The 17,517-nt window shown below is 64.4% G+C and carries 19 protein-coding genes; 14 read left to right on the top strand and 5 right to left on the bottom strand.

All coding sequences use genetic code 11. The features are described from left to right. Positions 1 to 459, bottom strand: coding sequence for a tripartite tricarboxylate transporter TctB family protein (locus FHR73_RS19135; RefSeq protein ID WP_183633403.1), 459 nt, complete (start codon positions 457 to 459; stop codon positions 1 to 3). 48 nt (positions 460 to 507) lie between these two features. Continuing rightward, the gene (locus FHR73_RS19130) at positions 508 to 1,488 is read right to left on the bottom strand and encodes a tripartite tricarboxylate transporter substrate binding protein (protein ID WP_183633401.1); all 981 of its coding nucleotides are present in this window, start codon (positions 1,486 to 1,488) and stop codon (positions 508 to 510) included. 330 nt (positions 1,489 to 1,818) lie between these two features. Here FHR73_RS19130 and FHR73_RS19125 point away from each other — a divergent pair, with 330 nt between their 5' ends. Together FHR73_RS19125 and FHR73_RS19120 are read left to right on the top strand one after the other, a co-directional pair. Continuing rightward, positions 1,819 to 2,490 carry a response regulator gene (locus tag FHR73_RS19125; protein WP_007161984.1) on the top strand — a complete coding sequence of 224 codons (672 nt, stop codon included), beginning with the start codon at positions 1,819 to 1,821 and terminating at the stop codon, positions 2,488 to 2,490. Continuing rightward, the gene (locus FHR73_RS19120; RefSeq protein WP_183633399.1) at positions 2,483 to 3,886 is read left to right on the top strand and encodes a sensor histidine kinase; all 1,404 of its coding nucleotides are present in this window, start codon (positions 2,483 to 2,485) and stop codon (positions 3,884 to 3,886) included. The genes FHR73_RS19125 and FHR73_RS19120 overlap by 8 nt, the downstream gene beginning before the upstream one ends. A 2-nt stretch (positions 3,887 to 3,888) precedes the next feature. Here FHR73_RS19120 and FHR73_RS19115 read toward each other — a convergent pair whose 3' ends face one another. Both FHR73_RS19115 and FHR73_RS19110 read right to left on the bottom strand, forming a co-directional pair. Continuing rightward, a complete protein-coding gene (locus tag FHR73_RS19115; RefSeq protein WP_183633397.1) occupies positions 3,889 to 4,719 on the bottom strand; it encodes an HDOD domain-containing protein in 831 nt (276 codons plus the stop codon). Positions 4,720 to 4,759: 40 nt separating this feature from the next. Further along, on the bottom strand, positions 4,760 to 5,677 hold the full coding sequence (locus FHR73_RS19110; protein ID WP_183633395.1) for a folate-binding protein YgfZ: 918 nt from the start codon (positions 5,675 to 5,677) through the stop codon (positions 4,760 to 4,762). 122 nt (positions 5,678 to 5,799) lie between these two features. On the opposite strand from FHR73_RS19110, the gene FHR73_RS19105 reads away from it, so the two are divergent. Further along, positions 5,800 to 6,057 (top strand): succinate dehydrogenase assembly factor 2, encoded by a 258-nt coding sequence (locus FHR73_RS19105; RefSeq protein ID WP_183633393.1) that lies wholly within the window; start codon positions 5,800 to 5,802, stop codon positions 6,055 to 6,057. Further along, entirely contained in the window at positions 6,041 to 6,493 is a 453-nt protein-coding gene (locus tag FHR73_RS19100) for a protein YgfX (RefSeq protein WP_183633391.1), read from the top strand. The genes FHR73_RS19105 and FHR73_RS19100 overlap by 17 nt, the downstream gene beginning before the upstream one ends. Here FHR73_RS19100 and nadB read toward each other — a convergent pair. Continuing rightward, a complete protein-coding gene (gene nadB / locus FHR73_RS19095) occupies positions 6,450 to 8,072 on the bottom strand; it encodes an L-aspartate oxidase (RefSeq protein ID WP_183633389.1) in 1,623 nt (540 codons plus the stop codon). The two genes, FHR73_RS19100 and nadB, sit on opposite strands and share 44 nt — an antisense overlap. Before the next feature lie 331 nt (positions 8,073 to 8,403). Between nadB and rpoE the strand changes: the two genes are divergently transcribed. The 10 genes from rpoE to pdxJ all read left to right on the top strand — a co-directional run bounded on the left by rpoE (position 8,404) and on the right by pdxJ (position 17,409). Continuing rightward, a complete protein-coding gene (rpoE, locus tag FHR73_RS19090) occupies positions 8,404 to 8,985 on the top strand; it encodes an RNA polymerase sigma factor RpoE (RefSeq protein WP_026083736.1) in 582 nt (193 codons plus the stop codon). A gap of 33 nt (positions 8,986 to 9,018) precedes the next feature. Further along, positions 9,019 to 9,549, top strand: coding sequence for a sigma-E factor negative regulatory protein (locus tag FHR73_RS19085; RefSeq protein WP_183633387.1), 531 nt, complete (start codon positions 9,019 to 9,021; stop codon positions 9,547 to 9,549). A gap of 222 nt (positions 9,550 to 9,771) precedes the next feature. Continuing rightward, positions 9,772 to 11,196, top strand: coding sequence for a DegQ family serine endoprotease (locus tag FHR73_RS19080; protein ID WP_183633385.1), 1,425 nt, complete (start codon positions 9,772 to 9,774; stop codon positions 11,194 to 11,196). A gap of 147 nt (positions 11,197 to 11,343) precedes the next feature. Next, positions 11,344 to 13,143, top strand: coding sequence for a translation elongation factor 4 (lepA, locus tag FHR73_RS19075; RefSeq protein ID WP_183633383.1), 1,800 nt, complete (start codon positions 11,344 to 11,346; stop codon positions 13,141 to 13,143). Between the two features lie 5 nt (positions 13,144 to 13,148). Further along, entirely contained in the window at positions 13,149 to 14,003 is an 855-nt protein-coding gene (gene lepB / locus FHR73_RS19070) for a signal peptidase I (RefSeq protein WP_183633381.1), read from the top strand. Further along, entirely contained in the window at positions 14,000 to 14,395 is a 396-nt protein-coding gene (locus tag FHR73_RS19065; protein ID WP_183633379.1) for a DUF4845 domain-containing protein, read from the top strand. The genes lepB and FHR73_RS19065 overlap by 4 nt, the downstream gene beginning before the upstream one ends. Continuing rightward, a complete protein-coding gene (gene rnc, locus FHR73_RS19060; protein ID WP_133862948.1) occupies positions 14,392 to 15,081 on the top strand; it encodes a ribonuclease III in 690 nt (229 codons plus the stop codon). The genes FHR73_RS19065 and rnc overlap by 4 nt, the downstream gene beginning before the upstream one ends. Next, entirely contained in the window at positions 15,074 to 15,979 is a 906-nt protein-coding gene (gene era, locus FHR73_RS19055; RefSeq protein ID WP_133862947.1) for a GTPase Era, read from the top strand. The genes rnc and era overlap by 8 nt, the downstream gene beginning before the upstream one ends. 2 nt (positions 15,980 to 15,981) lie before the next feature. Beyond that, positions 15,982 to 16,665 carry a DNA repair protein RecO gene (gene recO, locus FHR73_RS19050; protein WP_183633377.1) on the top strand — a complete coding sequence of 228 codons (684 nt, stop codon included), beginning with the start codon at positions 15,982 to 15,984 and terminating at the stop codon, positions 16,663 to 16,665. A gap of 3 nt (positions 16,666 to 16,668) precedes the next feature. Further along, on the top strand, positions 16,669 to 17,409 hold the full coding sequence (gene pdxJ / locus FHR73_RS19045) for a pyridoxine 5'-phosphate synthase (protein ID WP_183633375.1): 741 nt from the start codon (positions 16,669 to 16,671) through the stop codon (positions 17,407 to 17,409). The last annotated feature ends 108 nt before the right edge of the window (positions 17,410 to 17,517 follow it).

Raw genomic sequence — 17,517 nt, 5'->3', positions numbered from 1 at the left:
TCAGCCCTCCAGGAATTCCAGCACGCCAAGGGGTAGGGGGACTTCCATCACCCGGTCGAACAGCACATAGAGACTGACCGAGAGCAGCAGGCTGACCAGGGCACAGGGCATCAGGCGGCCGCCATAGAGCAGGCCGCAGAGGGTGGCGGTCAGGAAGGCGCTCAAGGGGAAGCCCAGCGGCTGGAAGGTCAGGGCGTAGCCCAGCAAGATGACGCAGCAGGCCACCACCTTGCGCAGCGACGAGGCGTCCAGCGGCTTCTGGTCTTCGCCATCGCCAATCGGCGTGGGACGGATGATCAGATAGGCCAGGCCCAGGCTCATCAGCCCGAACATCAGCATCGGATAGGCCCGCGGACCGACCGGCTCGTAGGAGAAGGGCGCCTGGTAATCCCGGGCGATGAACAGCATGATGAGTCCGGCCACCAGCCAGACCGCCATGAAGGCGCGTTGGAAGATCATGTCGACATCCTCGAAGGCGCCCGGAGGGCGCCAGGGGCGGGGGCTCTGTTACTGGATCAGGCCGAATTCCTTGGCCATGCCGCGGTAGCGCGCGACTTCCTTCTGCACATAGGCGTCCAGTTCGGAGCCGGTCATGGCGAAGGGGAAGAGCTCGCGCTGGTCACGCAGCTTGGCGAAGTCGTCGGACGCCAGCAGCTTGTCGAAGCTGGCTTTCCACCAGTTGTACTGCTCGTCGGTGACCTTCGGGCCGACATAGAAGCCGCGGACCACCGGCCAGACGATGTCGTAGCCCTGCTCGCGCGCGGTGGGGATGTCCTTCATCGCCGGTTCGTCGAAGCGCTGCTCGGCGAAGACCGCCAGCAGGCGCATATTGCCGGCCTCGACATGGGGCATGGAGTCGGAGATGTCGGTGCTACCGACCTGGATGTGGCCGCCCAGCAGCGCGGTGGCGATCTCGCCGCCGCCTTCCAGGGCCACGTAGCGCAGGTCCTTGGGATTGATGCCGGCGGCCTTGGCGATCAGCGCCGTCTGCATCCAGTCCTGGCTGCCCACGGTGCCGCCGGAGCCGATCACCACCTTGCTCGGATCCTTCTTCAACGCCTCGACCAGGTCACCAAGGGTCTTGTAGGGCGAATCGGCCTTGACCGCGATGGCACCGTAGCTGGCGCCTACCGCCGCCAGCCAGCGCACGGCCTTCTCGTCGAAGCGACCGAACTTGCCCTGGGCCAGGTTCAGCAGCGAACCGCTGGAGAAGGCGACGATGGTGTCGCCATCCGCCGGCCGCTGGGCTACCACGGTGTTGTAGGCCACCGCGCCCACGCCGCCGGGCATGTAGGTCACGCGCATGGGCTTGTCCAGCAGCTTGGCTTCCACCAGGCCGCTCTGGGCCAGCTTGCAGGTCAGGTCGAAGCCACCACCCGGGGAGGCCGGGGCGATGCATTCGGGACGCTTGGGTTCGGCCATGGCCTGGGCGGACAGCAGCACGGAGGCGGCCAGGGTCAGGGTGAGGGTGCGCAAGGTGGTGCTCATCGACGTCTTCCTTTTGTTGTTATTTCAGAAGCTGACAGGCGGACACGGCTCAGGCTCGCCAGGGCGGCGATCGTTCGGAGAGGGGGTACGGGAGCACGTGGAGCTGCGCGAGGGCGAGCATGGATGTCGTTCCGCTTGTTATTGTTGTTGGCCAACCAGGGGTGGCGCTTGGGCAAGCATCATGCGGTTCTGGGACCGCTACCTTTCACTCTAGACCGCCAAGCTTTCAACAGCCTTTCAGGCGTGAAAGGCGGCGATAGTGCGGTGCCGGCTGCAGGCCAGCCGGCCGCTATCCGGTAAACTCGGATTTTTTGAGCGGGAGCTGTCAGCGTGCGCATCCTATTGGTCGAAGATCATCCGCCACTGGCCGAAAGCGTCGCCCAGGCGCTCAAGAATGCCGGACTCAACGTCGATCTGCTCAATGATGGCGTGGCCGCCGACCTGGCGCTGCAGAGCGAAAGCTATGCCCTGGCCATTCTCGACGTCGGCCTGCCGCGCATGGATGGCTTCGAGGTGCTGGCGCGCCTGCGCGAGCGTGGCGATCGTCTGCCGGTGCTGATGCTCACCGCCCGCGGCGAGGTCAAGGACCGGGTGCAGGGCCTCAATCTCGGCGCCGACGATTATTTGGCCAAGCCCTTCGAGCTCACCGAGCTGGAAGCCCGGGTCAAGGCCCTGCTGCGCCGCAGCGTGCTGGGTGGCGATCGCCAGCAGCGCTGCGGTCCGCTGATCTACGACCTCAATACCTCGCGCTTCACCCTGGGCGAGGAGGCGCTGTCGCTTACCTCCCGCGAGCACGCCGTGCTGGCCGCGCTGATCGCCCGCCCCGGCCGGGTCATGAGCAAGGAGCAACTCGCTGCCCAGGTCTTCGGCCTGGACGAAGAGGCCAGTCCCGAAGCCATCGAGATCTATGTCCACCGCCTGCGCAAGAAGCTGGAAGCCGGCGCGGTACGCATTGTCACCTTCCGCGGCCTGGGCTATCTGCTGGAAGAGCAGCATGGCTGAAGTGGCAAAGGCGGCCGGCAGTCTGCGTGGGCGACTGCTGCTGCGACTGGTCGTGCTCTTGGCGGTGATCCTGGCGGTCAGCAGCCTGGCCGCCTATCTCAATGGCCGGCGCCTGGCCGACGTGGCCTATGACCGGACGCTGCTGGCTTCGGCCCGCACCATCGCCGCGGGCCTGTCGGCGTCCAATGGGACCCTGCGCGCCGATGTGCCCTACATCGCCCTGGACAATTTCGCCTACGACAACGTCGGGCGCATCTTCTACCAGGTGCTGGATACTCGTGGCCGGCTGATCTCCGGCTACGAAGAGATTCCGCCCCCGCCGCCGGGCACGGCCCTGACCCGCGAATACCCTGCGCTGGCGCGCTTCTACAACAGCACCTATCGCGGCAAGGACGTACGGGTGGTCAGCCTGGCCCAGCCGGTCAGCGAACCGGATCTCACCGGCATGGCCGAGATCCGCGTCGCCGAGACCGCCGAAGCTCGCGAGGAGGTGGCCCGCAGCCTGCTCACCGACACCCTGATCCGCCTCGGACTGATGGGGCTGGGTGCCATCCTGCTGGTGTGGATGGCGGTCGGTGCCGCCCTGCGGCCGCTGGAGCGCCTGCGCCAGGCCGTGGAAGAGCGTGGGGTCGACGACCTGCGACCGTTGCCTGAGGTACGGGCGCCCCAGGAATTGCTGCCACTGGTGCATGCCCTGGAGGGCTTCACCCTGCGCCTGCGCCGCCTGTTCGAGCGCCAGGCCGACTTCATCGCCAATGCCGCCCACGAATTGCGCACCCCGCTGGCGGCGATCAAGGCGCGGGTCGAGCTGGGCCTGCGCGAACACGAGCCCCAGGCCTGGTACGCCACCCTGGAAGAGACCCGCGCGAGCACCGATCGCCTGGCGCGCCTGGCCAACCAGCTGCTGTCGCTGGCACGGATCGAGAGTGGTGCCCAGGCCATCGCCGAGGGGGGCGCCGAACGCCTGGAGCTCAGCGAACTGGCCCGGGAGCTGGCCATGGCGCTGGCGCCGCTGGCCCATGCCAAGGGCGTGGCCCTGGCCTTCGAGCCCTTCGCCAGGGCGCCGGTGATAGGCGAGCCGACGCTGCTCAACGAGCTGCTCTGCAATCTGGTGGAAAACGCCCTGGCCCATAGCCAGTCCGGCGGCAACATCGTGGTGCGGGTGCTGGCCCCGGCGGTGCTGGAAGTCGAGGATGACGGCCCCGGCATTCCGGCCAATGCGCGGGCCAAGGTCTTCGAGCGCTTTCAGCGCCTGGATCCGCAGTCCGGGGGCGCCGGGCTGGGGCTGGCCATCGTCGGTGAGATCTGCGCCGCCCACCGGGCGCGCATCCAGTTGCTGGACGGCGCGCTCGGCGGGCTACGGGTGCGGGTCGAATTTCCCGCCGAAGAAGCCTAGGCTCAGCCGAGCAGGGTGCGCGACTGTTCCACCGCGTCCCAGAAGGACTGATCCTGGGCAGGATCCGGCTGGTTGTTCAGTCCCAGACGGATGCCGGCCGGCAGCGTCTGCACCGCGATTTCCTGCTGACCCTGGCGCTGCGCATGCAGCTGGGTCGCGACCTGCACGATATCGGCATAGTCGGCCACCGCGGGCTGGCGCTCCAGCGCCAGATACTCCTGGGGCACGCAGGCGATGTCGGCCGGGAAGTCCCAGACCTTGAGAATGCGTTCGCCGATCTGCGGATGGATGCGCGCCGTCACCTGGTCGAGGGTGATGGCGTTGGCCAGCAGGTCTTCCTGTTCTTCGGCATAGGTGAGGATCGGCAGCACGCCGATCTGGTGCACCAGACCGGCGAGCAGGGCGCGATCGGCCATCAGGCGCGTGTACTTCTTGCACAGCGCATGGCTGATGGCGGCGATCTCGGTGCCCTGGCTCCAGACCTCGCGCATCTTGCGATCCACGGCGTCGCTGGTGGCCTGGAACATCTGCTGCATGGCCAGGCCCGTGGCCAGGTTCGCCGTGTAGTTGATGCCCAAGCGCCCGACCGCCATCTGCAGGTCGGTGATCTCCTTGCTGGTACGCAGCAGCGGGCTGTTGACCACCTTGATCAGGCGCGCCGTCAGGGCGGCGTCCATGGCGATCACCCGGCTCAGCTCGGCGACACCCACGTTGGGGTCTTCGGCCGCTTCTCTGACCTTCAGCGCCACCTCGGGAAGGGTGGGCAGCACCACGCGATCGGTGTCTATCGCGTGCAGAAGATCCTGGACAACTTTTTCGGCAAGAGGAGTCATGACGTACCTGTGTGAGGAGCGGAAAAGGCGATCCCAACCTTCAGCGCTTTATTTCACGATCGCTATCGAGTGAGTAGGGCAAATCGAGTAAACGGCAGTTTGGCCCGCCCGAGCTGCCCACCGAGACGCGTCCATCCTCGGCGGCATCGCCCTGCAGCACCGCCAGGAATTCACAGCCCTCGGCGCTGGGCGCGGCGAGCACCACCTCGCCCACGCTGCTGCCATGCACCGGCGAGAACAGCTCGGTACCCACGGCGGGGGGCTGGTCGCTGCCGGCGAGTCGATAGAGGCGCCGCTTGAGCTTGCCCAGGTACTGCATGCGCGCGACGATTTCCTGGCCGGTGTAGCAGCCCTTGCGAAAGCTCACGCCATCCAGCGCCTGCAGATTGATCATCTGCGGGACGAACAGCTCGCGGGTCGCGCCGAACACCTGCCCCACGCCGGCCCGCACCTGGGCCAGCAGCCATTCGTCGAGCGCGACCTCCGGCAAGGCCGGCGCCGCTGCGTCCGCCGCGCGCCAGGTCTCGACCCGGCCATCCTCCAGCCGCAGGGCGAAGCCGCCGTCGAGCGGCGCCACGGCATTGGCCCGGTCATCCAGCACCACCTCGGGACAGGCGCTGGTGAAACCGGCGGCAGAGAGCCCCAGGCGTTGCCATTGGCCGCTCTCGTCGGTCAGCGTCGACTTGGAAAAGACCGCATACTTCTTCAGATCGGTCAGCAGGGGCTCGACCAATTCCGCGGCCATCGCCAGCAGATAGCCGTCGGCCTGCTTGACGATGCGGAAGCTGGACACCAGGCGCCCCTTGGGCGTGCAGCGACCGCCCAGGCCGGCCTGGTCGTCAGCGAGATAGTTGAGGTTGCAGGTCACCTGCCCCTGGAGAAACTTGGTCGCATCGACCCCACGGATGGCCAGGACGCCTTCGTGGGTCAAGCGGCAGAAATACGGCGAGTCGGCCATTGCGGCAGCAGCTCCGTGTCGAGTGAAGCCGCTCATCATAGGCGCGCCCAGGGTGAATGTCAGGCGCACTGCGCGGCGGGGCGCTTCGGGCTTATACTGCGCCGATTGTCGCAGGAGTCCCCATGAGTACCGAAGCTACCGAACTCAACAGATTGTACTGGCACAGCCGTCGCGGCATGCTGGAACTGGATGTATTGCTGGTGCCCTTCGTCAAGGAGGTCTATTCCTCCCTGGGCGCGGAAGACCAGGCGCGCTATCGCAAGCTGCTCGAGTGCGAGGATCAGGACATGTTCCACTGGTTCATGCAGCGCGGCGAACCGGAAGACACCGATCTGCAGCTCATCGTGCGCATGATCCTGGACCGTGTCCAGCCGGCTTGAGCCCTTCGAATGCCGCTGGAGCGCCTCTGCCGGCCTCCTGCGGCTGCATGCCCTGGCCGCGTTCGCCGCGGGGATCTGCCCCTGGCTGGCGGCCATTCCCTGGACGCTCAAGCCCCTCCTGACGCTGCTGGTGCTCTGGTCGTGGCAGCGCGTACGCCAGCGCCAGCTCCAGCAGCGCTACCCAGGCGTCCCACGGCGGCTGCGCCATGGCGCCGAGGGCTGGCAGCTCTGGTCGCCAGCGACCGGCTGGCAGGCCATCCAGGTGCGCCCGGACAGCCTGGCCCTGCCGCGGCTGGTGGTCCTGCGCTATCGGCTGCCCGAGGAAAGACGCACCCGCAGTCTCTGCATCGCCCGCGACAGCCTTGCCGCGGACGCCCATCGCCGGCTGAGGGTCAGGCTTCGCTTCGCGCCGCGCCGGTTCGCGGCACCAGAATAGTGTCCCGGGCCGTGCTGGCGAGCTGCGGATAGTCCAGGGTGAAGTGCAGGCCGCGACTCTCCTGGCGGGTGAGGGCGCTCTCGATGATCAGCTCCGCCACCTGGGCCAGGTTGCGCAATTCGATCAGGTCGCGACTGACCCGGTAGTTGCTGTAGAACTCGTCGATCTCGTCCATCAGCAGCCGAATGCGATGGCGCGCGCGCACCAGTCGCTTGGTGGTGCGCACGATGCCGACGTAGTCCCACATGAAGCGCCGCACCTCGTCCCAGTTGTGTGCGATCACCACGTCCTCGTCCGAGTCCGTCACCTGGCTGGCATCCCAGTCGGGCAGGTCGCGCGGCATGGCGATCTCGGCTTCCTGCGCCTGGATGTCCAGCGCCGCCGAGCGGGCGTAGACGAAGCACTCCAGCAGCGAATTGCTGGCCATGCGATTGGCGCCGTGCAGACCGGTACAGCTGGTTTCGCCGATGGCGTAGAGGCTGGCGAGATCCGAGCGCCCGTGCTCGTCGACGCGCACCCCGCCACAGGTGTAGTGCGCGGCCGGCACCACGGGAATCGGATCGCGGGTGATGTCGATGCCCAGTTCCAGGCAGCGGCGATGGACCGTGGGGAAGTGCTCCTGCACGAAGTCCGCCGGCTTGTGGCTGATGTCGAGAAAGACGCAGTCGATGCCCAGGCGCTTCATCTCGTGGTCGATGGCGCGCGCCACCACGTCGCGCGGTGCCAGGTCGGCGCGGGGGTCGAAGCGCGGCATGAAGCGTTCGCCATCCGGCAGGCGCAATACGGCACCCTCGCCACGCAGGGCTTCGGTGATCAGGAAGCTCCGCGCATGGGGATGATAGAGGCAGGTGGGATGGAACTGGTTGAATTCCAGATTGGCCACCGAGCAGCCGGCGCGCCAGGCCATGGCGATGCCGTCGCCGCTGGCGCTGTCCTGGTTGGTGCTATAGAGGTAGGCCTTGCTGGCGCCGCCGGTGGCCAGCACCGTGAAGCGCGCATGCAAGGTATCCACCTGATCGCTGGTGCGGTCGAGCACATAGGCGCCCAGGCAGCGAGCGCCCGGCCGGCCGAGCTTTTCCGTGGTGATCAGATCCACCGCCACGCGCTGGCTGAGCAGCTGGATATTGGGACGGCCTTCCGCGGTGCGCAGCAGGGTGTCGAAGATCGCCATGCCGGTGGCATCGGCGGCGTGGATGATGCGGCGGTGGCTGTGGCCGCCTTCCCGGGTCAGGTGAAAACCCAGGCCGCCCTTGCCTGCGTCCTGCTCGCGGGTGAAGGGCACGCCCTGGTCGATCAACCATTGCATGGCCTCGCGACTGTGCTCGACGGTGAAGCGCACGGCGGCCTCGTCACACAGCCCGGCGCCCGCGACTAGGGTATCCTGCACGTGCGCCTCGACGGTGTCGCCCTCGTCCAGCACGGCGGCGACACCCCCCTGCGCCCAGTAGGTCGAGCCATGTGCCAGCTCGCCCTTGCTCAGTACCGCGATCGACAGCGTCGCGGGCAGATTGAGCGCGAGCGTCAGGCCCGCGGCGCCACTGCCGATTACCAGGACATCGAATTCCAGATGACGCGCCATGACGTTTCCTTCTCACCGAGACGGCGAGTATAGGAACAAGGCGGCTGACGGCATAGCCATCGGCGGGGGAGGGGCAGGGAACTCGCGGGCGCAAAGCGGGGTCTATGTACAGATAATCGCTCATCCGTGCGGCCGGAGTGCCTGAACGAGAATGGGCCATCTGCCAAAGCTAAATCAGTGATACCCAGGAGCGATCAGCAGCCATTTCAGTGCTCGCTCATCAACTGCTGTGGAGGGGAGAACTTTCGTGCAACAGCCCAGTCTAGCAGCGCGCGTCGATAGTGAAAGCAAGGACGATACCGAGCTGCAAGCCAAGGATAGCAAGCAAGCCCTGCCCACCCAGGAGCAGGATCAACAACTGGTCGAGCGCGTACAGCGCGGCGACAAGCGTGCCTTTGACCTGCTCGTACTCAAGTATCAGCACAAGATTCTCGGTCTGATCGTGCGTTTCGTCCACGATACCCAGGAAGCCCAGGACGTCGCTCAGGAGGCTTTCATCAAAGCCTATCGCGCGCTCGGGAACTTCCGTGGCGATAGTGCTTTCTACACCTGGCTCTATCGCATCGCCATCAATACGGCAAAGAACCATCTGGTTGCCCGGGGTCGTCGTCCACCGGACAGCGACGTCAGTGCCGAAGATGCGGAATTTTATGAAGGCGACCATGCTCTAAAGGATATCGAGTCCCCGGAGCGGTCCCTTTTGCGGGATGAGATCGAGGCCACCGTGCATCGGACCATCCAGCAACTCCCGGAAGATCTGCGCACCGCGCTGACCCTTCGTGAGTTCGAAGGCCTCAGCTACGAGGACATTGCCAATGTAATGCAGTGTCCGGTGGGAACGGTCCGGTCCCGGATTTTCCGGGCTCGGGAAGCGATAGACAAAGCATTGCAGCCCCTGCTGCGTGATGCATAGACAGCGGCGACAGCTTTTAGAGAGGTAATACGTATGAGTCGTGAAGCCCTGCTGGAATCCCTGTCCGCTGTTATGGATAACGAAGCGGACGAATTCGAAACCCGGCGCGTCATCGCCGAGGTCAGCAAGGACCCGGAATTGCGCGCCACCTGGTCGCGCTACGCCATGGTCAGCGCGGTGATCCGCGGTGAGCCCATGCTGCCGAATCTGGATATCGCCAAAGGCGTCACCACCACGCTGGAGCGTGATGAGGTCGCCGCAGCGCCGGCAGCAGCACCTGTTGCTGCTCAGGCGAGCAAGGGTCGCTGGTCGAGCCTGGGTCGTGTCGCGGTCGCCGCGTCCGTGACCTTCGCCGTGCTGGCAGGCGTGCGGATGTACAACCAGTCCGACGTCTCCACCCAGGGTCTGGCCCAGCAGGCGCCAAGCCAGCTGACCGTGCCACAACCCGCGCGTAGCCCGGCCGTACTGGCCAGCTTCAGCGAAGAAAGCACCAAGGCCAACGCTGAAATCAAGGCTGACAAGCCTGCGGCAGGTGAGAAGCAGGACGCTCCTGCCCAGCGTTGATCCGCTGGCTTCACCTCGAAACGGCGCCCGGAGCCCAGCTCCAGGCGCCGTTTTTTTTGCCCTGGAGATTTTCGACCAGGTCGCAAAAAAGCTTCGAAAGCTATCGTTCAGCAAGGGCGTGGTATTTCTGCTGCCAGTCGTCACTGACAGTGCCTCCGATCCCGGAAAGGCAGGTCGCCAGCGATGTGTTCAAGTCATTGGATAGAGTGGAGCTGCATGCGCATGCGCAATCTAAAGCATTACACGGCGGCCCTCATGGGGCTCTGGCTGATGGGACTGACGGCCATGGCTCGGGCCGATCTGCCGGATTTCACCGGGCTGGTCGAGGCCGCGTCTCCCGCAGTCGTCAACATCAGTACCCGTCAGAAAATTCCCGAAGGTCGCGGCGCCGGCTCCATGACCATGCCGGACCTGGAAGGTCTGCCGCCGGGCATCCGTGAGTTCTTCGAGCGCAGCATTCCGCAGATGCCGCGCAGTCCCCGGGGCAAGCAGGAGCAGGCCCAGTCGCTGGGTTCCGGCTTCATCATCTCGCCCGATGGCTACATCTTGACCAACAACCATGTGGTCGCCGATGCCGACGAGATCCTGGTGCGCCTTTCCGACCGCAGTGATCACACCGCCAAGCTGATCGGCGCGGATCCCCGCACCGACGTGGCCCTGCTGAAGATCGACGCCAAGGACCTGCCTACCCTCAAGCTGGGCAATTCCGACCAGCTCAAGGTCGGTGAGTGGGTGCTGGCCATCGGTTCGCCCTTCGGCTTCGATCATTCGGTCACCGCCGGTATCGTCAGCGCCAAGGGTCGCAGCCTGCCCAATGAAAGCTACGTGCCCTTCATCCAGACCGACGTGGCCATCAACCCGGGCAACTCCGGCGGCCCCCTGTTCAACCTCAAGGGTGAGGTGGTCGGGATCAATTCGCAGATCTTCACCCGCTCCGGGGGGTTCATGGGTCTGTCCTTCGCCATCCCGATCGATGTCGCCATGAACGTGGCCAATCAGCTGAAGACCGAAGGCAAGGTCAGCCGCGGCTGGCTCGGCGTGGTCATCCAGGAGGTGGACAAGGACCTCGCCGAATCCTTCGGCTTGGATCGTCCGGCGGGCGCCCTGGTCGCCCAGACCCTGGACGACGGCCCCGCAGCCAAGAGCGGCATCAAGGTGGGTGACGTCATCCTTTCGGTCAATGGCCAGAAGATCGAGGAATCCGCCGACCTGCCGCACCTGATCGGCAACCTCAAGCCGGGTGCCAAGGCGGACATGGAGATCATCCGTGAAGGCAAGCGGCAGAACCTGAGCGTCACCGTGGGCGACATGCCCAAGGACGACCAGGCCGCTTCCGGTGGCGAGCGTGGCTCCGACCGGGCCAGCAATCGCCTGGGCATCGCCGTGGCCAACCTGACGCCCGAGCAGAAGAAGACCCTGGATATCCAGGGCGGCGTGGTCATCAACAAGCTGAGTGGCGACGGTCCTGCCGCGGCCATCGGCCTGCGTCCGGGCGATGTCATCACCCACCTGAACAACCAGCCGATCGAATCGGCCCCGGCCTTCGAGAAGATCACCTCGGCGCTGCCGGCGGGTCGTTCCATCTCGATGCGCGTGGTGCGCGACGGTCGCGCCAGCTTCATCACCTTCAAGCTGCCGGGCAAGTAACGGCAAGGCAGGCGAGCAGGGGCGGGCGACCGCCCCTTCTTTTTGTCCGCTCGAACGGCGCGAGTCCCCTTGTTTGCCGCATTCAGGTAAACTCCCCCGCTATTTTCCCGGCGGATGTTCCGCCGCTGGCTATTCGAGTGCTGATTCGTGAGTGATCTGAGCCATATCCGCAATTTCTCCATCATCGCCCACATCGATCACGGCAAGTCGACGCTTGCGGATCGGTTCATCCAGATGTGTGGTGGTTTGAGCGACCGAGAAATGGAGGCCCAGGTCCTGGATTCCATGGATCTCGAGCGTGAGCGTGGCATCACCATCAAGGCCCACAGCGTCACGCTGTACTACAAGGCCGAAGACGGTAAGACCTACCAGCTCAACTTCATCGATACCCCCGGCCACGTCGACTTCACCTATGAAGTCAGCCGCTCGCTGGCCGCCTGCGAAGGCGCGCTGCTGGTGGTGGACGCGGGGCAGGGCGTCGAAGCCCAGTCGGTCGCCAACTGCTACACCGCCATCGAGCAGGGCCTCGAGGTCATGCCGGTGCTGAACAAGATGGATCTGCCCCAGGCCGATCCGGACAAGGTCAAGGCCGAGATCGAGCACATCATCGGCATCGATGCCACCGACGCCGTGCCCTGCAGTGCCAAGAGCGGCATGGGCGTGCCGGAGGTGCTCGAACAGCTGGTCAAGGTCATTCCGCCGCCGGAAGGCGAGATCGAGGCGCCCCTGCAGGCGCTGATCATCGACTCCTGGTTCGACAATTACCTGGGCGTCGTCTCGCTGGTGCGCGTCAAGCACGGGCGGGTCAAGAAGGGCGACAAGATCCTGGTCAAGTCCACCGGCAAGGTGCACCAGGTCGACAGCGTCGGCGTCTTCTCGCCCAAGCACACCGAGATGCCTGATCTGAAGGCCGGTGAAGTGGGCTTCATCATCGCCGGCATCAAGGAAATCCTCGGTGCCCCGGTTGGTGACACCCTGACCCTCAGCGCCACCCCTGACGTGGCCATGCTGCCGGGCTTCCAGCGGGTCAAGCCGCAGGTCTATGCCGGTCTGTTCCCGGTCAGCTCCGACGATTTCGAGGACTTCCGCGAAGCGCTGCAGAAGCTCACCCTCAACGACGCGGCCCTGCAATACGAGCCGGAAAGCTCCGAGGCCCTCGGCTTCGGCTTCCGCATCGGCTTCCTCGGCATGCTGCACATGGAGATCATCCAGGAGCGCCTGGAGCGCGAATACGATCTCGACCTCATCACCACGGCGCCGACCGTGGTCTTCGAGGTGGTGCTCAAGGATGGCAGCACCATCTATGTCGACAACCCCTCGAAACTGCCGGATCTGGCCTCCGTCGCCGAGATGCGCGAGCCCATCGTGCGCGCCAACATCCTGGTACCCCAGGAGCACCTGGGCAACGTCATCACCCTGTGCATCGAGAAGCGTGGCGTCCAGCGCGACATGCAATTCCTCAGCAGCCAGGTGCAGGTCAGCTACGATCTGCCGATGAACGAGGTGGTACTGGACTTCTTCGACCGCCTGAAGTCGGTGAGCCGCGGCTATGCGTCGCTCGATTACAGCTTCGATCGCTTCGAGGCGGCCAGCCTGGTCAAGCTCGACGTCCTCATCAACGGCGAGAAGGTCGACGCCCTGGCCCTGATCGTCCATCGCGACAAGGCGCACTACAAGGGTCGCGCCCTGACCGAGAAGATGAAGGAGCTGATCCCGCGGCAGATGTTCGACGTGGCGATCCAGGCAGCCATCGGTGGTCAGATCGTCGCCCGTACCACCGTCAAGGCGCTGCGCAAGAACGTTCTGGCCAAGTGCTATGGCGGTGACGTCTCCCGTAAGCGCAAGCTGCTGGAAAAGCAGAAGGCGGGTAAGAAGCGCATGAAGCAGGTTGGTAGCGTAGAGATTCCTCAAGAGGCCTTCCTGGCCGTGCTCAAGGTGGATAGCTGAAGCCCATGTCCTGGAACTTCCCTCTGTTGCTGGTTCTCGCGGTCGCCGTCTGCGGCGCCCTGGCGCTCATCGATCTGCTGGTGCTCGCACCGCGTCGTCGCAAGGCGATCCAGACCTACGGGCAGCAGGTCAGCGAGCCTGATCCCGTGGTCCTGGAGCAGTTGAACAAGGAGCCGGCACTGGTCGAGTACGGGAAGTCCTTCTTTCCCGTCCTGGCCATCGTGCTGATCCTGAGATCCTTCCTGGTGGAGCCGTTCCAGATTCCTTCGGGCTCCATGAAGCCGACCTTGGAAGTGGGCGACTTCATCCTGGTGAACAAATTCGCCTACGGCATCCGCCTGCCGGTGATCGACCTCAAGGTCATCCCGATCGGTGATCCGCAGCGTGGCGACGTCATGGTGTTCCGCTATCCCAGCGATCCCAGCGTCAACTACATCAAGCGCGTGATCGGGGTGCCGGGCGATACCATCCGCTATACCAGCGACAAGCAGCTGTACATCAACGGCCAGCGTGTCAGCGAGGAACTGGTGGGTGACGAGCCGGGCTCGCTGGGCAGCGTCAAGCTGTTCAAGGAACAACTGGGCAAGGCCGAACACCTGATCCGCGAAGAGATGACCCGCTACCGCATGGAGCCCGACCACGAGTGGAAGGTGCCGGCCGGTCACTACTTCATGATGGGTGACAACCGCGACAACTCCAACGACAGCCGCTACTGGGACGATCCCAGCATTCCCCGTGACCTGCTCGGCATGGTTCCCGACCGCAACATCGTCGGCAAGGCCTTCGCCGTCTGGCTGAGCTGGCCGGAGCCCAAGCTGCAGAGCATGCCCACCCTGTCTCGCGTAGGTATCATCAGATGAATGAACGCAGAGTATCCGGTCTCCCGTCGCGTCAGCAGGGTCTGTCGTTTCTCGGTGGTCTGCTCGGACTCTGCGTCATCGCCTTCCTGGCCAGCACTGCCATGAAACTCGTCCCGCATTACCTGGACTACAATGCTCTGACCAAGGTCATCGAATCCATCGGCGACAGCCCCGATAACCAGATTCGCAGCGTGTCCGACGTCTACAGCTACGTGGGGAAGGGTATGCAGGTGAACGACATCCGTGATCTCGATCTGCAAAAGGCCATGCGCGTCGAAGCCGACGGCAACCACCTGCAGATCCACCTCGACTATGAAAAACGTGAACACCTGATCCGCAACATCGATCTGGTCGTTCGTTTCAATCGTGATTTCCGTATAAATCTCCCGTGACTTTATCTCTAGATCGCCTCGAGCGTCGGCTGGGTTATACCTTCCAGGACCCGGACCTGATGCTGCTCGCCCTTACGCACCGCAGCTTTGCCGGTCGCAACAACGAACGCCTGGAATTTCTCGGCGACGCCATCCTCAACTTCATCATCGGCGAAGCCCTCTACGATCACTTCCCCCAGGCTCGCGAAGGCCAGCTGTCCCGCTTGCGGGCCAAGCTGGTGAAAGGCGAGACCCTGGCGCTGCTGGCGCGCAGCTTCGAGCTCGGTGACTACCTGCGCCTGGGTTCCGGTGAACTGAAGAGCGGCGGCTTTCGTCGCGAATCCATTCTCGCCGATGCCATGGAGGCCCTGATCGGCGGCATCTATCTGGATGCCGGCATGGATGCGGCGAAAGACCGGGTCATGGCCTGGCTGGGTCCGCAACTGCGCGAGCTGACGCCGGTGGATACCAACAAGGATCCCAAGACGCGGCTGCAGGAGTTTCTCCAGGCGCGTGCCTGCGACCTGCCGCGCTACGAGGTGGTCGCCATCGAAGGAGAGCCCCATTGCCGGGTCTTCTTCGTCGAATGCGAGATCGCCATGCTCAACGAAAAGACGACGGGGCAGGGCGCCAGTCGCCGCATCGCCGAACAGATAGCCGCTTCGGCGGCCTTGATCGCCCTGGGCGTGGAGAATGGTCATGAATGATGAGCTGAAGGCATCGCGCTGCGGCTACGTAGCCATCGTGGGTCGCCCCAACGTCGGCAAGTCCACGCTGCTCAACCATATCCTCGGGCAGAAGCTGGCCATCACCTCGCGCAAGCCGCAGACCACCCGCCACAACATGCTCGGCATCAAGACCGAGGGCGAGGTCCAGACCATCTATGTGGATACCCCTGGTCTGCACAAGGAAAACCAGAAGGCGCTCAACCGCTTCATGAACAAGACGGCCGTCACCGCCCTGCGCGATGTGGACGTCGTGGTGTTCGTGGTCGATCGCACCCGCTGGACCGACGAAGACCAGATGGTGCTGGAGCGGGTGCGCTTCGTGAAATGCCCGGTGCTGCTCGCCGTCAACAAGATGGATCGCCTGGAAGACAAGGCCGACATGCTGCCGCACCTGCAATGGCTGCAGGAGCAACTGCCGGAAGCCGCGCTCATTCCGATTTCCGCCCAGCACGGTCACAATCTCGACGCCCTCGAAGAGCTGGTCGCCGAGCGCCTGCCGGAAGGCGACCACTTTTTCCCCGAAGACCAGATCACCGACCGATCCAGTCGCTTCCTCGCGGCCGAGCTGATCCGGGAAAAGATCATGCGCCAGCTGGGGGCGGAATTGCCCTATCAGGTCGCGGTCGAGATCGAGGAATTCAAGTACGACAACGGCGTGCTGCACATCCATGGCCTGATTCTGGTCGAGCGTGATGGCCAGAAGAAAATCCTCATCGGTCAGGCCGGCGAGCGCATCAAGCGGATCGGCCAGGAGGCCCGCCACGACATGGAAACCCTGTTCGACGCCAAGGTCATGCTCAATCTCTGGGTCAAGGTCAAAGGCGGCTGGTCCGATGACGAGCGTGCCCTGCGCTCTCTGGGTTATTCCGACCTCTAGCGATGCAGGCGTCCGAGCCGCTGTTCGTCCTGCATTCGCGTCCTTACCGGGAAAGCAGTGCGCTGGTGGATGTGTTCGGCGCCTTTGGCCGGGTCCGTACCGTCTTGCGTGCGGCCCGCTCCCGCTCCGGGAGTCTGGCCAGACCCTTCATTCCGCTCGAGGCGCAGATCAGCGGGCGAGGGGAGTTGAAGAATCTGCAGAAGGTGGCCGCCCTGGCGCCGCCCTATCTGCTCCAGGGGCAGGCCCTTTTCAGTGGCTTCTATCTCAATGAGCTGCTGGTCCGGCTGCTACCCGCCGAAGATCCCTATCCCGCCCTCTTCGAACTCTATGGTCTGACCCTGGCCGCTCTGGTCCAGGGGCGTCCGGTCGAACCCCTGTTGCGTACCTTCGAATGGCGTCTGCTCGACCTGCTGGGCTACGGCTTTTCACTGTCCCAGGCCCTGGATGGTCGAGCCATCGAAGCCCGGCGCCTCTATCACTTCATTCCGGATCAGGGCTTCGAGCCCGTCGACGAGGTTCGCCCGGGCTGTCTGGCCGGCGCGGAAATCCTGGCACTGGATCGCGGCGAATGGGACGATCCCACGGTAGTTCGCGCTGCCAAGCGCTTGATGCGCCAGGCCCTGGCGCCGCACCTGGGCAGCAAACCCCTGATGAGTCGCGAATTGTTCGCCAAGCCAAGTGAATAAGCCATGAAAGAGTTCAGTCGTGTTCTGTTGGGCGTCAACATCGATCATGTCGCCACCCTTCGCCAGGCCCGGGGTACGAGATACCCTGATCCGGTCAAGGCGGCACTGGACGCCGAAGAGGCAGGCGCGGATGGCATCACCCTGCACCTGCGTGAGGATCGTCGCCATATCCAGGAGCGGGATGTCCGCCTGCTGCGTGACCTCCTGCAGACCCGCATGAATCTCGAAGTCGCCCTGACCCCTGAGATGCTGGCGTTCGCTCGGGAGATCCGGCCCGAGCACGTCTGCCTGGTGCCGGAGCGTCGGGAAGAGCTGACGACCGAAGGTGGCCTGGATGTCTTGGGTCAGGTCCAGCGCATCCGCGACGCCATTGCCGCGCTGCCGGCTTCGGAAGTGTCCCTCTTTATAGACCCGGATCTGCAGCAGATTCAGGCGGCCAAGGACAGCGGCGCCCCGGTGATCGAATTGCACACCGGTCGTTATGCCGAGGCTGACACCCGGGAAGAGCAGACCCTTGAGTTGCAGCGCCTGGCCAAGGCGGTGGAATTCGCCACCGGGCTCGGGCTGGTGGTCAATGCCGGCCACGGCCTGCACTACCATAATGTCCAGCCGATCGCGGCGCTGCCAGGTATCAACGAGCTGAACATCGGTCACGCCATCGTTGCCCAGGCGGTCTTCGTCGGCTTCAAGCAGGCGGTCAAGGACATGGCTGAGTTGATCCGCTGTAACGCGGTCGTAAAATAACTGTTGACCTGCTCTGAAACTCCCCTATAATGCGCCCCACTTCCGGCGCAGATGCTGAAGGGGCTTGAAAATCAAGCACTTAGGTCTGAGTCGGGCGAGGGGTCCACG

This window comes from Pseudomonas sp. AS2.8, from assembly GCF_014190935.1.
GTDB lineage: Bacteria > Pseudomonadota > Gammaproteobacteria > Pseudomonadales > Pseudomonadaceae > Chryseomonas.
The sequence above is the reverse complement of the archived record's forward strand: the minus strand, read 5'-3'. Positions and strand labels throughout refer to the sequence as shown.